We start from the raw sequence: 14,695 nt of genomic DNA on the forward strand, positions 1-14,695 counted from the left end.
TCAACGCGCGGGGTAACGGAACGGCCAGGCGCCGTCCACGTCGTTGCTGCGTTCGGCGCACACGGTACGAAAGGTGTCCACGAACGCCTGCTGCAGGCGGGTCGGGTGCCAGTCGGTGCGGGTGGTCAGGCCGATGCGGCGGCGCAGCTCGTCGCCGGCGCTGCCGATCTCGCAGAGCAGGCCGGCGCGGCGTTCGATCACGAACTGGTCGCGTGACATCAGGGTGAGCCAGTCGTCTTCCAGCAGCAGGCCGCGGGTGATCAGCACCGAACCGCATTCGATGCGCAGGCGTGGCGGTTCATGGCCGTGCTGGCGGAACATGCGCTCCCAGCGTGCGCGCACCGGGGCGCCGGTCGCGGCGATGACCCACGGGTAGTCGAGCAGCCGGTCGAACGTGGGGGTGCCCGCATGGGCGAGCGGATGGCCGCTGCGCGCGACGATCACCGGGTCGTCGTCGAACAGGCCCTCCTGGGCCACGTCGCGCACCGGCAGGGTGTCGCGCATGGCGCCGATCAGCAGGTCCAGGCTGCCTGCACGCAGGTCACCCAGCAGTTCCGCATACGGACCTTCAATCACGTTCACGGACGCGCCCGGATGCGCACGGGCGAACCGTGCGAGCACCTGCGGAAGGAGGATGGCGCGGGCCAGCGGCATGACGCCGAGGGTGACCCTTCCGCCGTGTTCCGAGCGCAGCAGGGCCACTTCATCCAGCCCTGCGGCCAGTTCGGACAGCGCCAGCCGTACCAGCCGCAGCATGCGCGTGGCGGCCGGCGTGGTCTGTACGGTCTTGCCGTGACGTTCGGTGAGTGGAATTTCGATGGCGGTGCCCAGCTCGTGCACGGCACGATAGATCGCCGGCTGCGAGATGCCGGCACGGCTGGCGGCCAGGGTGAAGCTGCCAGCGGCGTCCACCGCCACCAGCGCCCGCAGCTGGCCGAGCGTGACCCGTCGCTCGACGGCGGGCAGCGCGGGCAGGCGCTGCGTGCGACGGGCAAGCCTTACGCCGTCGGCGATGTAGCTGATGGCGCGCTCGATCCGGGGCACCAGCAGTTCAGCCGCCTCGGTCGGCGCCATGCCGCCGGGCTGGCGGTCGAACAGGATCGCATCGAGCTGTGTTTCCAGCCGCGCGATCGCCTGGGTCAGCGCGGGCTGTGACAGATTCACCTGCGGCGCAGCGGCGCTGATGCCGCCATGCCGGTGCACCGCGACCAGCGCGTGCAGGTGTTTCAGGTTCAGTTCGTCGACCCGCTTCATGCACCAACTATAACCAAACCCAATGGCAGTTGCGGAAATCGATCTTGAGGGGGTGGTCGAAGGGGGACAACACTTCATCATCGTCATTGAAGGATGGATGGATGTCCCGCGTCGTCACCCATGTCGAACGCGCCGCTGCCGGCGCGATCCAGATTCTGGCCCAGGCCGGTGTTGCCACCGCGCACGAAGCCCAGGGGCGCAGCGGCCTGCTGCACCCCCGGCTGCGCCCCCTCTACAGCGGCGCGCGCATTGCCGGGAGCGCCATCACCGTGTCGGTGCCCCCCGGCGACAACTGGATGATGCATGTGGCCATCGAGCAGCTGCGCGATGGCGATGTGCTGGTGGTGGCGCCAACCAGCGAGTGCACCGACGGATATTTCGGCGACCTGCTGGCCACCTCGGCCCAGGTGCGCGGCTGCCGTGGGCTGGTGATCGATGCCGGCGTGCGCGACGTGCGCGACCTGACCGCGATGGGCTTTCCGGTGTGGAGCCGGGCGATCCACGCGCAGGGTACCGTCAAGGAAACACTGGGCGCGGTGAACGTGCCGGTGGTGTGCGGCGGGGCTCTGGTGCACCCCGGCGACGTGGTGATCGCCGACGATGACGGCGTGTGCATCGTGCCGCGTGCCGATGCCGCACGCGTGGCGGCCGAGTCGCAGGCGCGCGAGGCGCGCGAGGCGGAGAAACGCGATCGTCTGGCCAAGGGCGAGCTGGGCCTGGACATCTACGCCATGCGCGAGCGCCTGGCGGCCAAGGGCCTGCGCTATGAATGAGGGCGTGCCGGCGATGTGGATGCGCGGTGGCACGTCCAAGGGCGGCTACTTCCTGGCCACGGACCTGCCTGCCAACGCGGACGCCCGCGATGCGTTCCTGCTGCGCGCCTACGGCTCGCCCGACCCGCGCCAGATCGACGGCATGGGCGGCGCCGATCCGCTGACCTCCAAGGTCGCCGTGGTGTCTCCGTCCACGCGGCCCGATGCAGATGTGGAATACCTGTTCCTGCAGGTGTTCGTGGACCAGGCCGTGGTGAGCGATGCGCAGAACTGCGGCAACCTGCTGGCCGGCGTAGGCCCGTTCGCCATCGAGCGTGGGCTGGTCCCGCCCACCGGCGAAAGCACCGATGTGCGCATCTTCATGGTGAACACCGGCAAGGTGGCGACCGCCAACGTACATACGCCCGGTGGCCAGGTGCGCTATGACGGCACCGCCCGGATTGACGGGGTGCCGGGAACGGCTGCGCCGATCCCGCTGACCTTTGCCGACATCGCGGGTTCGAGCTGCGGCGCGCTGCTGCCGACGGGCAGGGCCCGTGATGTGATCGACGGCGTGGACGTCACCCTGATCGACAACGGCATGCCGTGCGTGGTGCTGCGCGCCAGCGACGTGGGTGTGAGCGGGTACGAGGACCGCGCCACGCTGGATGCCGACGACGCAGTGAAGGCGCGGTTGGAGGCGATCCGGCTGCAGGCCGGCCCGCTGATGAACCTCGGCGACGTCGCGGCGCAGTCGGTACCGAAAATGATGCTGGTGGCCGCGCCACGCGATGGCGGTGCGATCTGCGTGCGTTCCTTCATTCCGCACCGCTGCCACGCCTCCATCGGGGTCCTCGGTGCGGTGACCGTGGCGACGGCCTGCCTGTTGCCCGATTCACCGGCCAGCGCACTGGCGGTGGTGCCGGACGGCAGCCGCCTCCAGCTGGACATCGAACACCCCAGTGGCAGCACCGGCTGCGTGCTGGAGCGGGATGCAGAAGGCCACGTGGTTGCCGCCGCGATCCTGCGCACGGCCCGGAAACTGTTCGACGGGGTGTTGTTCGGTTGAACCCCGGTTCGACTGAATGCGCGCCACGTCTTTATTCTTGCGACCTGGGAGGGTTGATATGACCGTTGTAGAGAAGCGGCAGGGCCGCTTCGGCGTCTTTGGCCAGTTGTGGTTCCAGGTGCTGGCCGGCACCCTCATCGGCGTCGTGCTGGGCTGGCTGCAGCCGGACTGGGGTTCGGCGATGAAGCCGTTCGGTGATGCCTTCATCAAGCTGATCCGGATGATGATCGGGCCGATCATCTTCGTCACCGTGGTGCACGGTATCGCCGGCATGCGCGACATGCGCAGTGTGGGCCGGCTCGCACTGAAGTCGTTGATCTATTTCGAGGTGATCACGATTCTCGCGTTGATCGTCGGCCTGGTCGCGGTAGACCTGTGGAAGCCGGGCGCGGGCATGAACATCGACCCGGCGACCATCGACATGGCCAGCATCCAGGGCTATGTGCATACCGCGCATGACCAGTCGATCGTCTCCTACATCATGGCGATCATCCCCAACACGCTGGTCAGCGCGTTCACCGAAGCGCACGTGCTGCAGGTGCTGTTCGTGGCGGTGCTGTTCGGTGTGGCGCTTGCCTCCATTGGCGAGCGCGGCGCGCCGGTGATGAAGGTCATCGAAGGTACGTCGGCGGCCCTGTTCAAGATCATCGGCTACGTCATGTACTTCGCGCCGATCGGTGCGTTCGGTGCCATCGCGTTCACCGTGGGCCAGTTCGGCGCCGGTTCGCTGCTGTCGCTGGGCGAGTTGATCATCGAGTTCTTCGTGGTGTGTGCGGCGTTCACGGTGTTCGTTCTCGGCGCGGTGTGCTGGTGGACCGGTGCCAGCCTGTGGCGGCTGCTGGCCTACCTGCGCGATGAAATCGTGATCGTGGCAGCCACCACGTCCACGGAAACCGTGCTGCCGCGCCTGATCGAGAAGATGAAGAAGCTGGGGTGCGAGGAAGGCGTGGTCGGGTTCGTGATTCCCGCCGGGTACTCGTTCAACCTCGATGGCACCTGCCTGTACCTGACCACGGTGGCGCTGTTCCTGGCCCAGGCGACCAACACCGAGCTGACGGTGTGGCACCAGCTGGGCCTGATCGCGGTGCTGCTGCTGACCTCGAAGGGCGCTGCCGGCGTGGCCGGTGCGGCGTTCGTGGTGCTGGCGGCGACGCTGGGCACCACCGGCACCATCCCGGTGGCCAGCATCGCGCTGATCCTGGGCATCCACCGCATCCTGGCCGAAGGCCTGACCTTCGTGAACCTGGTGGGCAACGCGATTGCGGTGCTGGTGATCGCCAAGTGGGAAGGCAAGCTGGACGAGAAGGTGATGGCCGCGCAGATCGGCACCCGCCGCGCCCGCCTGCGCCATCTCGGCGTGCGCGAAGCCTGACCGACGCGCCGCGGGTTCGCGGCGCCCACCCCGAATGCATTGAACCCGCTGCCCATGGCAGCAGGGAGGGAGAGTTCATGTCCATCCTCCGCCACACCCCGCTGGCGCTGTTGTTGAGCGCCGCACTGGCCGCACCGGCCGCCGCCGAGGGCACCGTCCCCAAGGGCGTCGACCTCACCCTGGATTTCGTCGGCAACGTCGCCTCCAACCCCGTGGGCGGGGTGGAGCAGGGCACCGAAGGCTCGTACTGGATCATGGCCCAGTCGAAGTTTGATCTGGACGAGCTGTTCGGCGTGCACAACACCGACGTGGACGCGCAGTGGGCCTGGTTCGCCGGGCGCAACCTGGCGCGCGAGAAAATCGGCAACTCGATCAGCGCCCAGCAGACCTGGCGCCCGGTGGCCGGTGGTCGCCTGACCCGGCTGACCATCCGCCACCGCTTCGACAACGGCCTGAGCATCACCGCCGGCCGCGCGCCGGTGAACAGTTACTTCAACAATTCGGCGCTCAACTGCGTGTTCATGAGCAATGCGATGTGCCTCACCCCGTACGGGGCGATCACCGACCTCGGCATCACCGCGTTCCCGAATTCGTCGTGGGCCGGCATCCTGCGCTACGACGTGGACGATCGCTGGTACGTGCAGGGTGGGGCCTTCGACTACAACAACGAGCTGAACAAGGCCGGCAAGAACGGCCTGGATTTCTCGGTGGGCGAGGGCACCGGCACCATCACCGCGTACGAGGCCGGCTACCAGACCAGCTTCGCCAACGACCGGCTGCCGCGCACGTATCGGCTGGGCATGTACCGCAACAGCGATGGCGGCAAGAGCTCCTACTTCGATGCCGCTGGCAACTCCGCGGCGCTGACCGGACGCCCCACGGCGGTTCAGGACGGCGCACGGACGGGCTGGTATGCGATGGCCGACCAGACCGTGTGGCGCGGTGACGGCAAGCGCAACCTGGCGCTGTTCGCCCGGGCTTACGTCAACACCGGCAACGAGGCGCCGGTGGACCAGTTCCTGGCGGCCGGTTTCGTCAAGACAGGCACCTTCGCCGGCCGCGACCAGGACACCTTGGCGATGTTCGTTTCCAACACGCACTTCAGCGACGAACAGATCGCCTTCCTGCGCGACCGCCGCGCGCGCAATGGCGGCAGCGGTGCCCCGAATGCCGACGAGATCATCGCCGAGCTCAGCTACGGCTGGGCGGTGCACAAGGGCATCCGCCTGATGCCGAACCTGCAGTATGTGATCAACCCGGACCCCATCTACGCACCGACCCGCACCACCGACATTCCCGACGCATTGATCGTCGGGCTGCGCGTGGACGTCCACTTCGCCCAGCTGTTCGGCTGGTAACTCCTCCCCCACGAGGCCGCTCATGATCATCGATTGCCACGGTCACTACACGACCGCTCCCGCCAGCCACGATGCGTTCCGCAAGGCGCAGGTGGCCCACTTCAATGACCCGTCGCTGCCGGCGCCGGTGTACCCCACGATCAGCGACGACGAACTGCGCGACAGCGTGGAAGGCAACCAGCTGCGCCTGCTGCGCGAGCGCGGTGCGGACATGACGATCTTCTCGCCGCGCGCCAGCACCATGGCCCACCACATCGGCGACGAGGCCGTCAGCGCGGAATGGACGCGCCGCTGCAACGACCTGATCGCGCGGGTGGTGGCGCTGTACCCGGAGACGTTCATCGGTGTCTGCCAGCTGCCGCAGTCGCCCGGCGTGCCCATCGCGAATTCGATCGCCGAACTGGAGCGCTGCGTCAACGAGCTGGGCTTCGTCGGCTGCAATCTCAATCCAGACCCGTCCGGGGGTCATTGGACCGGCCTGCCGCTGACCGACCGCGCCTGGTATCCGTTCTTCGAGAAGATGGTGGAGCTGGACGTGCCGGCCATGGTGCACGTCTCGGGCAGCTGCAACGCCAACTTCCACGCCACCGGCGCGCACTACCTCAACGCCGACACCACCGCGTTCATGCAGTTCCTGCAGGGCGATCTGTTCCGTGACTTCCCGGACCTGCGCTTCATCATTCCGCACGGCGGTGGCGCGGTGCCCTACCACTGGGGCCGTTTCCGGGGGCTGGCGGACATGCTGGGCAAGCCGCCGCTGAACGAGCACGTGATGAAGAATGTGTTCTTCGACACCTGCGTTTACCATCAGCCGGGTATCGACCTGCTGTTCAAGGTGATCGACATCGACAACATTCTGTTTGGCTCGGAGATGGTGGGCGCGGTGCGAGGGATCGATCCGGAGACCGGGCAGTATTTCGACGACACGCTGCGCTACGTGGAGGCACTGGGGCTCTCGGCCGCGGACCGCACCAAGGTGCTTTCGGGTAATGCGCGCCGGGTGTACCCGCGACTGGACGCCCAACTGAAGGCGAGGGGGCTGTAATGGCGGAGTTTGTGAAAGACGCCGACTGGCTGGACTTCTGCCCGGACCCGAGCCGGCCGCAGTTCGTGCCGCCCCCGGGTGCGGTGGACGCGCATTGCCATGTGTTTGGCCCTGGCGACCGCTTCCCCTATGCGCCGGAGCGCAAGTACACGCCGTGCGATGCCGGCAAGGACCAGCTGTTCGCGCTGCGCGACCTCCTGGGCTTCTCGCGCAATGTGATTGTGCAGGCGACCTGCCACGGCGCCGACAACAGCGCGCTGGTCGACGCGCTGCGCAGTGCCGACGGGCGTGCACGCGGGGTGGCGACGGTACGCGACAGCGTCACGGATGCGGAGCTGCGTGAACTGCACGACGCCGGGGTGCGCGGCGTGCGCTTCAATTTCGTGAAGCGGCTGGTGGACCCGAAGCCGGATGCCTACTACCACGCGATCATCGAGCGGATCGCGCCACTGGGCTGGCATGTGGTGGTCTACTTCGAGGCGGCGGACCTGGCCGAGCGCTGGAACTTCTTCACCTCGTTGCCGACCACCGTGGTGGTGGACCACATGGGCCGGCCGGATGTGACCCAGCCGGTGGACGGGCCAGAGTTCCAACGGTTCGTACGGTTGATGCGCGAGCACCCGAACGTGTGGACGAAGGTCAGCTGCCCGGAGCGGTTGTCGCAGTCGGGTCCGCCGGCGTATGACGATGTGGTGCCCTTTGCGCGGCACCTGGTGGAGCAGTTCCCGGACCGGGTGCTGTGGGGCACGGATTGGCCGCACCCGAACCTGACATCGCACATGCCCGATGACGGCACGCTGGTGGACGTCATTCCCCGGATTGCGCTGACGCCCGAGCTCCAGCAGATGCTGCTGGTGGACAACCCGATGCGCTTGTACTGGGATCAGTCGTCCCAGTCTTCGGGCGTCCACTCGGCCTTGCCTACGATGCGCCTGCCCTTGTAGTGCAGCACGCCGGTGTTGCCTACGACATCCATCTCGAACCACGGCAGGCCGTCCCGTTCGCGCGGGCGGATGTGGGCGCGCTTCTGCGCGCGATTGAACTCGATGTAGTACGTGCGGTGCGGCATGTAGCTCTTGAAGTCGCTGGACATGACCTGGATCGCGCCAGGATCCTGGCGGCCGGTCATTTCCAGCGTGAAGTGGAACGTTCCCTGTGAGGCCTCGAACTGGAACAGGCTGCCGCTGGCGATGACGGCGGGCGACAGGCAGCACAGCAGCACCCACAGCAGGCGGGTTCCGATCCAGCGGCAAGGCCTTTCCATGGCGTCTACTCCGTTGTGTTGACGGCATATCTCAACACAATGGCAGCAGGCGGGCGGCAACGTCAGTCACAGACATCGGCGGGCGCCACGACCCACGGTCGTGGCCTGCCTTGGTAGCGCACGACCTTGGGTCGTGCGGCGGGGTGCAGCGCCGTCGAAGGCGTCAGGCCTGCTCTGTGGCCACTGCGGGTGCCTCGTCGTCCACCGGTGCGATGGGCGCCGGCGCCGGCTCGGGCGCGGCCAATGCCGGGAACACGTTCGGCAGTTCGGCCACGAAGCGCGCGACGCATTGTTCAGCGAACGCCTGCGAGGCCGCTCTGACCTTGGCGTAGTCGTCGGCCTGCCAGTCTTCCAGCGGTGCCTGGAGCCGCTCGTCGGCACAATACACGGTGGTCTGGGTCTGGCCGTCCTTGGGCAGCAGGAAGCCGATGCTGGCTTGGTGGCGAAGCTCATACGGGACGTTGGAGCCGGCGAGTTTCTGGTACGCCAGCGTCCAGGTGCCGGCGCTGGCCTGTACCGTGCGCCGCTCGTAGGGAATCGCATCGGGGTGGGCGCGGAAAAACTCGGCAAGTCCTGCGCGCAGCAGGTCCGGCATGTGGACCACGGCCGGGCTTGGCACGCTCTCGATGGTGTCACCGCGCAGGTTGTTCTTGTTGAATCCATCAACGCGCCCCACGTAGGCACGACCCGTGACGGCCAGCGCCAGGACTCCCAGCTTCAGGCCGACGACCTTGCCGGTATCACCCCGGCTCACCAGACGAAGCGCCAGATCACCGTAGCGATTGTTGTCCTGCCCGCTGCCCTGGGTGGACATGATGCCCACGGTGCGGGTCCAGTCCCTCGGCGCAACAGCCTTGACGGCGGGCGGCCCAACCGCGTTGCCATCCGGCACAGCAGCGGCCTCGATCAACGCCGTCGCATCGGCGGCAACCGTCGTCATCGCGTCGCCCGTCCCTGCGCTGCCCACGGGCGTGGGTGACGCGGCCTGCACCGGTGCCTCGCAGCGCTGCGGCGGTAGCGTGGTCGCTTGCGGCTGCACGCTGCCATCCGCGCCCACGTGGTTGGCACTCAACCGGCAGATGCCGCCGGCCGTGCTCATGAAGACTTCGTAATCCTGGCCGGGTTCAGCAGTGAACTGCAGGGTCAGCTCACGGTCGCAGCGATAGTCGTTGGTGTTCTCGACGCGTGCGTCGAAGATCAGCGGTTTTCCGCCGGCAACGGCGTATTCCTGGTAGTTGGGCTTGGAGAACAGCACGCTCTTCATGTTGCGGACGGTGGGCGTCTCGGGCATGCCCAGCGAGACATTGTCCGGCGCGCCGCCAAACAGGCTGCCGATGGCGCGGGCACCGGAGCGGGCCACTTCCACCTCGTCGGTGTAGGTGTCGCGGCAGGCGGCGTTGGTGTACATGGTGATGCCCTGTCCATTCTGGCCGAAGATGCGGACACGGGCGTTGGCGGCGGGTGGGGCGTCGATGACGCTTGTGGACGCCGGGGCGACGCTGGCTGCGTCGTCGGGTGCGTCCTGGGCCAGGGCGGGGCCGGCCATCATCAGGGTGGCCATCAGCAGGCCGGGCAGGGTGTGAAGTGATGCACTCACGGTGTTGCTCCTTGTTGAAATCGGTAGTGCGTGACGCACGCGTTGACGAGTGCCGGGCAGAGCCCGGCGCTACGCCGCCAACGCATCGTCATGTTCTCAGCCGCGTGCCAGCGCCATCAGACGTTCGGCGATGCGCTCCAGCGGCACCTGCTCGTCGGTGGCGCCCAGCTTGAACGCGGCGCCCGGCATGCCCCAGACCACGCTGGTGGCCTCGTCCTGCACCAGGGTCGGGGCGCCGACGTTCTTGAGCTCCAGCAGACCCCGTGCGCCGTCGTCGCCCATGCCGGTGAGGATCGCGCCGATGGCGTTGGCGCCGGCGCTCTCCGCGACCGAACGGAACAGCACGTCCACGGCGGGCTTGTGGCGGTTCACCGCCGGGCCGTCGTCGATGCGGCAGCGCCAGCGGGCACCGTCGCGAATGACCCGCAGGTGCTTGCCACCGGGCGGCAGGTAGGCGTGCCCGGGCAGCACGGCTTCGCCGTCGGTGGCTTCCCGCACCGACATCGCCGAATGGCGGTCAAGGCGCTCGGCAAACGGGGTGCTGAAGGCGGCGGGCAGGTGCTGGGTGAGTACCACGGCGGGGGCGTCGGCGGGCATGCCTTCCAGCACCACGCGTAGTGCTTCGGTGCCGCCTGCCGACGCGCCGATGGCGATCAGGCGGTCGGTGGTACGGAACTGGATGGACCGCGTCGGGGCCGGGGCCACCGTGTCCAGGGTGATACGCGGGGTGATCGGACGCGCCAGCGTGCGCACGCGCGAGCGGGCGGCCATCTTGACCTTGCCGATGATCTCGTCGGCGTAGCCCTGCAGGCCACGGGCCACGTCGAACTTCGGCTTGGAAATGAAGTCCACCGCACCCAGCGCCAGCGCCTGCAGGGTGGTATCGGCGCCACGCTCGGTCAGCGAGGAAATCATCACCACCGGCAGCGGATGCAGGCGCATCAGGTTTTCCAGGAACGCCAGGCCGTCCATGCGTGGCATTTCCACGTCCAGCGTGATCACGTCCGGCGCCAGGCGCTTGATCTTCTCGCGCGCCAGCAGGGGATCGGCGGCGGTGCCGACCACTTCGATGCCCGGATCGGCGGCCAGGATCTCGCTCAGCATCTGTCGTACGACGGCAGAATCGTCGACGATCAGGACTCTGCAGGGTGCACCCGTGATCATTCGAAGAGCTCCACGCCACCGGTGACCGGGGCACGCGCCAGGCGGGCGCGCACGGCGATTTCGGTCGCGGCCACTTCGGCTTCGTGTGCGTGCGGCAGGCGCTGCACGACCACGCGGCCGGTGTCGGCGAAGAACCACACCTTGCGCGGATGGATGCCACACAGGTCCTCGGCCAGCACCGGGATGTGCTCGGCCTGCAGGTACTGGCGGACGAACTCGGCGTTGCGCGTGCCAACCGGATTGCTGGTGAAGCCCTTGAGCACGTTGGCGCCGCCGAACACCTTCGCTTCCAGGCGCTTGCGGTGCGCGCCGCGCTTGAGCAGGTCGTTGATCAGCAGTTCCATGGCGTAGCTGCCATAGCGGGCCGGCGCGCCGTCGCCGACGTTGCCTTCGGGCAGCAGGAAGTGGTTCATGCCGCCGATCTTCAGCACCGGATCGCGCAGGCAGGCGGCCACGCACGAACCCAGCGTGGTGGTGAGCGCGGTGTCGTCATCCACCACCAGGTACTGGGTCGGCAGCAGCTTGGCCGCCGTGACCTTGAAGCGGCTGTCGAAGTAGCGCATGACCTCGTCGTTGCGGGCCGCCAGGTTCATACCGGTGCTCCGGGCGCCCGCTTGTACAAGGTGCGCCCGCACGGCTGGATCAGGTCCGCCGCATGCAGGTAGTTTTCCGAGTGGCCGGTGTAGAGCAGGCCATCGTCGCCCATGTGCTGGATCAGCCGCGAGAGGATGCCGCGCTGGGTGGGCTTGTCGAAGTAGATCATCACGTTGCGGCAGAACAGCGCGTCGAACGGGCCGCCCACGTCGTAGCGCGGCGCCAGCAGGTTCAGCGGGCGGAAGTCGATCAGGTCGCGCAGTGCCGGATGCACCCGGCAATGCCCCTCGTTGGGGCCGCTGCCGCGCTGGAAGTAGCGCTTCTTGAGGGCGATATCCAGCCCCGACACGCGGTCGATCGCGTAGACGCCACGGCTGGCCGTGGCCAGCACCTGGGTATCCACGTCGGTGGCGAGGATGCGCACCGGCGGCTTGAGCGTGCCGAAGGCCTCGCATGCGGTGATGGCCATGGAGTAGGGCTCTTCGCCGGTGGAGGCCGCACACGACCACAGCTGCATCGTGCCGTGGCCGGCCCGCGCGCGCAGCTCGGTGTCGAGCTTCTCGAAGTGGTGCGGCTCGCGGAAGAACGCGGTGAGGTTGGTGGTCAACGCATTGGTGAACGCCTGCCACTCATCGCCGCCGTGCTTCTCCAGCTGGTCCAGGTAGTCCTGGAAGTTGCGCAGTCCCAGCGCGCGCAGGCGGCGCGAGAGACGGCCGTAGACCATGTCGCGCTTGGCCGGCGCCAGCGAAATGCCGACGCGCTGGTAGATCAGGTCGCAGATGCGGCGGAAGTCCCGGTCGGCGAACTCGAATTCGCGACCGGTCGTTGACGCGGCAGAAGCAGGTGCGGAAGGCGTGCTCACAGGCGGATTCCTCAGAACTCTTGCCAGTTGCCGTCGTCGGCGATGGGGGTGCGGGGCGCACGTGCGGCCGCGACCTGCCTCGGTGCGCTGGCCTTGGGCGCGGCCGCCGGCTTCACGCTGCGCAGCGGGGCCGGCGCGGCGATGCGGGCGGTGACCGCGCTGACGGCCGCAGCGACCTGGTTGTCGAGGCGGAAGATGGACACCGCATCGGACAGCTGGGTCGCCTGTTCTTCCATGGCGCGGGCGGCAGCAGTGGCTTCTTCAACAAGTGCGGCGTTCTGCTGGGTGGTCTCGTCCATCTGCGTCACGGTCTGGTTGACCTGCTCGATGCCGGCCGACTGTTCCTGCGAGGCCGCGGAGATCTCGGCCATGATGTCGGTCACGCGCTGCACCGAGGCGACGATCTCGCCCATGGTGGTGCCGGCCTTGCGCACCAGCGCGGAGCCATCGGCCACGCTGGACACCGAATCGTCGATCAGGCCCTTGATCTCCTTGGCGGCACCGGCCGAACGCTGGGCCAGGGTGCGCACTTCGGAGGCGACCACGGCGAAGCCACGGCCCTGTTCGCCGGCGCGTGCGGCTTCCACCGCCGCGTTCAGTGCCAGGATGTTGGTCTGGAAGGCGATGCCGTCGATGACCGAGATGATCTCGGCAATGCGCTTGGAGCTGGCTTCGATCGCGCTCATGGTGGTCACCACCTGGCCGACCACGTCCCCGCCCTGCGAGGCCACCGAATGCGCGCCGATGGCGAGCTGATTGGCTTGGCGGGCATGTTCGGCGTTCTGGCGCACGGTGGAGGTCAGTTCCTCCATCGAGGCGGCGGTTTCTTCCAGGTTGGCGGCCTGCTGTTCGGTACGGCGCGACAGGTCGTTGTTGCCGGTGGCGATCTCGCTGGCGGCCTGGTTGATGCTGCCCGCCGATTCCTGGATCTGGCCGACGATCTGGGTCAGCTGGGCGACGGTGGCATTGGCGTCATCGCGCATGGTGGCGAACACGCCCTGGAAATCACCGTGCATGCGCGCGGTGAGGTCACCTTCCGCAATGGCCGAGAGCAGCTGCGACAGCTTGCCCAGGTTGTCGTCGCTCACCTGCATCATCGCGTTGAGGCTGGCGATCATCTGGCGGAAGTCGTGGTCGAAGCGGGCCTCGTCGCCGCGCTGGGTGAAGTCGCCGGCGGCGGCCGACGCGCCCAGGCGCTTGATTTCGGCGTTGATGCTGGCCAGGTTCTGCTTGACCGTATCGACGGTGGTGCTGATTGCCGCCTTGTCGCCCGGATACCGGGCGATGTCGGCGCTGAGATCGCCCACGGCATAGCGCTGCACCACGCCCAGCACGTCCTGCATGGTCTGCACGTGCGCGCCGACCAGGGCGTTGGTTTCATGCACCATCAGGCCGTACTCGCCCGGGAAGGCGCTCTCGTCCATGCGGTAACGGGTCTGGCCGGCCTCGTGCTGGCTGGCCATCTCGCGCTGGGCGCCGATGACGGCGTGCAGCTGCTGCTGCATGCGGCCCATGCTTTCGAGCAGGCGGCCCGGTTCGTCCTGGGCCTGCGGACCGATGCGGCTGTCCAGCTTGCCGCCGGCGATGCTCTCGGCCACGGTGGTGGCCTGGCGCAGCGGCCCGGTGATGCGGTTGCCGATCAGCCAGCTCAGGGCCAGCACGATCAGGACCAGCGCGCCGCCGGTGGCGGCCATGATGCCGGTGAAGGCCATGGCGGCGGCCTGGACGTCGTCCATGTACACACCGCTGGTGACCACCCACTGCCACGGCGCATACATGCCGGCGTAGGTAGCCTTCTCGATCAGCTTCTCGCCGGCGCCCGGCTTGGTGGTCGAGTAGTAGGTGAAGCCGCCGCCGGTCTTGGCCAGGTCCACCTGCTGCAGGTACAGCGGCACGCCGTCCTTGGACAGGTAGGCCTTCTGCACCTTGCCAACGCGGTCAGGCGCGAACGGATGCATCAGCAGGGTGTAATCGGTGGTCAGCACGTTGTAGTACGCGCTGTCGTTGTCGGCGCGCATGCCGTGCAGCGCCTTCAATGCCGCGGCCTTGGCCGCCTCTTCGGTGAGCTCGCCGGTGCCGGCCAGGCGCTTGTACTGGTCGATGATGCCGTAGGTCAGTTCGACCTGGGTCTTCAGGCCTTCCTTGCGCGTTTCGGCCAGGTCGATGTACTGCATGCGCGCGGCGATGACGGCCAGTGCGATCACGCCGAGGGCGATCAGGGCGGTGAGCAGGTTGAGCTTGCCCCGGACGGAGAGGTTGGAGAAGCGACTGGAAAGATTCATGGGCATGGGGTCTTTTCGAGCGGGGGCGTGCAGCAATGCCTGGAGAGCGGGGCGGAAGCCGTGGGGGCCGACGTCGACGAAC

Annotated in this window: 13 protein-coding genes; 6 read left to right on the forward strand and 7 right to left on the reverse strand. The window is 67.7% G+C overall.

What is annotated here, in order from left to right; all coding sequences use genetic code 11:
* On the reverse strand, nucleotides 1–1,254 hold the full coding sequence (locus AC3ITN_RS09115; RefSeq protein ID WP_489392728.1) for a LysR family transcriptional regulator: 1,254 nt from the start codon (nucleotides 1,252–1,254) through the stop codon (nucleotides 1–3).
* A gap of 101 nt (nucleotides 1,255–1,355) precedes the next feature.
* Here AC3ITN_RS09115 and AC3ITN_RS09120 point away from each other — a divergent pair, with 101 nt between their 5' ends.
* From AC3ITN_RS09120 to AC3ITN_RS09145, 6 genes are all read left to right on the forward strand, one after another.
* Nucleotides 1,356–2,027 carry a 4-carboxy-4-hydroxy-2-oxoadipate aldolase/oxaloacetate decarboxylase gene (locus AC3ITN_RS09120; protein ID WP_489392729.1) on the forward strand — a complete coding sequence of 224 codons (672 nt, stop codon included), beginning with the start codon at nucleotides 1,356–1,358 and terminating at the stop codon, nucleotides 2,025–2,027.
* A complete protein-coding gene (locus AC3ITN_RS09125) occupies nucleotides 2,020–3,075 on the forward strand; it encodes a 4-oxalomesaconate tautomerase (RefSeq protein WP_489392730.1) in 1,056 nt (351 codons plus the stop codon). Before AC3ITN_RS09120 ends, AC3ITN_RS09125 begins: the two co-directional genes overlap by 8 nt.
* A 58-nt stretch (nucleotides 3,076–3,133) precedes the next feature.
* Nucleotides 3,134–4,447, forward strand: coding sequence for a C4-dicarboxylate transporter DctA (gene dctA, locus AC3ITN_RS09130; protein WP_489392731.1), 1,314 nt, complete (start codon nucleotides 3,134–3,136; stop codon nucleotides 4,445–4,447).
* A gap of 77 nt (nucleotides 4,448–4,524) precedes the next feature.
* Nucleotides 4,525–5,805 carry a carbohydrate porin gene (locus AC3ITN_RS09135; RefSeq protein WP_489392732.1) on the forward strand — a complete coding sequence of 427 codons (1,281 nt, stop codon included), beginning with the start codon at nucleotides 4,525–4,527 and terminating at the stop codon, nucleotides 5,803–5,805.
* A 22-nt stretch (nucleotides 5,806–5,827) separates the two neighbouring features.
* Nucleotides 5,828–6,850, forward strand: a complete 1,023-nt coding sequence (locus tag AC3ITN_RS09140; protein WP_313342883.1) for an amidohydrolase family protein — start codon at nucleotides 5,828–5,830, stop codon at nucleotides 6,848–6,850.
* An 11-nt stretch (nucleotides 6,851–6,861) separates the two neighbouring features.
* Complete coding sequence (locus AC3ITN_RS09145) at nucleotides 6,862–7,794, forward strand: amidohydrolase family protein (protein ID WP_489392733.1); 933 nt, start codon at nucleotides 6,862–6,864, stop codon at nucleotides 7,792–7,794.
* Here the strand turns inward: AC3ITN_RS09145 and AC3ITN_RS09150 are convergent.
* From AC3ITN_RS09150 to AC3ITN_RS09175, 6 genes are all read right to left on the reverse strand, one after another.
* A complete protein-coding gene (locus AC3ITN_RS09150; RefSeq protein ID WP_489392734.1) occupies nucleotides 7,734–8,114 on the reverse strand; it encodes a hypothetical protein in 381 nt (126 codons plus the stop codon). The two genes, AC3ITN_RS09145 and AC3ITN_RS09150, sit on opposite strands and share 61 nt — an antisense overlap.
* A gap of 163 nt (nucleotides 8,115–8,277) precedes the next feature.
* Nucleotides 8,278–9,711: a hypothetical protein gene (locus AC3ITN_RS09155; RefSeq protein WP_489392735.1), complete on the reverse strand. Its 1,434-nt coding sequence runs from the start codon at nucleotides 9,709–9,711 to the stop codon at nucleotides 8,278–8,280.
* Nucleotides 9,712–9,807: 96 nt separating this feature from the next.
* Nucleotides 9,808–10,875 carry a protein-glutamate methylesterase/protein-glutamine glutaminase gene (locus tag AC3ITN_RS09160; RefSeq protein WP_313342891.1) on the reverse strand — a complete coding sequence of 356 codons (1,068 nt, stop codon included), beginning with the start codon at nucleotides 10,873–10,875 and terminating at the stop codon, nucleotides 9,808–9,810.
* On the reverse strand, nucleotides 10,872–11,468 hold the full coding sequence (gene cheD / locus AC3ITN_RS09165; RefSeq protein WP_313342893.1) for a chemoreceptor glutamine deamidase CheD: 597 nt from the start codon (nucleotides 11,466–11,468) through the stop codon (nucleotides 10,872–10,874). Before cheD ends, AC3ITN_RS09160 begins: the two co-directional genes overlap by 4 nt.
* Nucleotides 11,465–12,331 carry a CheR family methyltransferase gene (locus AC3ITN_RS09170; protein ID WP_489392736.1) on the reverse strand — a complete coding sequence of 289 codons (867 nt, stop codon included), beginning with the start codon at nucleotides 12,329–12,331 and terminating at the stop codon, nucleotides 11,465–11,467. Before AC3ITN_RS09170 ends, cheD begins: the two co-directional genes overlap by 4 nt.
* Before the next feature lie 11 nt (nucleotides 12,332–12,342).
* The gene (locus AC3ITN_RS09175; RefSeq protein WP_489392737.1) at nucleotides 12,343–14,613 is read right to left on the reverse strand and encodes a methyl-accepting chemotaxis protein; all 2,271 of its coding nucleotides are present in this window, start codon (nucleotides 14,611–14,613) and stop codon (nucleotides 12,343–12,345) included.
* Nucleotides 14,614–14,695 lie beyond the last annotated feature (82 nt).

The organism is Stenotrophomonas sp. KH_036_B, from assembly GCF_057839485.1.

Coding starts and splice junctions, on each gene's coding strand:
- AC3ITN_RS09115 (WP_489392728.1), bottom strand. CDS start 1,254: ATGAAGCGGGTCGACGAACTGAACCTGAAACACCTGCACGCGCTGGTC.
- AC3ITN_RS09120 (WP_489392729.1), top strand. CDS start 1,356: ATGTCCCGCGTCGTCACCCATGTCGAACGCGCCGCTGCCGGCGCGATC.
- AC3ITN_RS09125 (WP_489392730.1), top strand. CDS start 2,020: ATGAATGAGGGCGTGCCGGCGATGTGGATGCGCGGTGGCACGTCCAAG.
- dctA (WP_489392731.1), top strand. CDS start 3,134: ATGACCGTTGTAGAGAAGCGGCAGGGCCGCTTCGGCGTCTTTGGCCAG.
- AC3ITN_RS09135 (WP_489392732.1), top strand. CDS start 4,525: ATGTCCATCCTCCGCCACACCCCGCTGGCGCTGTTGTTGAGCGCCGCA.
- AC3ITN_RS09140 (WP_313342883.1), top strand. CDS start 5,828: ATGATCATCGATTGCCACGGTCACTACACGACCGCTCCCGCCAGCCAC.
- AC3ITN_RS09150 (WP_489392734.1), bottom strand. CDS start 8,114: ATGGAAAGGCCTTGCCGCTGGATCGGAACCCGCCTGCTGTGGGTGCTG.
- AC3ITN_RS09160 (WP_313342891.1), bottom strand. CDS start 10,875: ATGATCACGGGTGCACCCTGCAGAGTCCTGATCGTCGACGATTCTGCC.
- cheD (WP_313342893.1), bottom strand. CDS start 11,468: ATGAACCTGGCGGCCCGCAACGACGAGGTCATGCGCTACTTCGACAGC.
- AC3ITN_RS09175 (WP_489392737.1), bottom strand. CDS start 14,613: ATGAATCTTTCCAGTCGCTTCTCCAACCTCTCCGTCCGGGGCAAGCTC.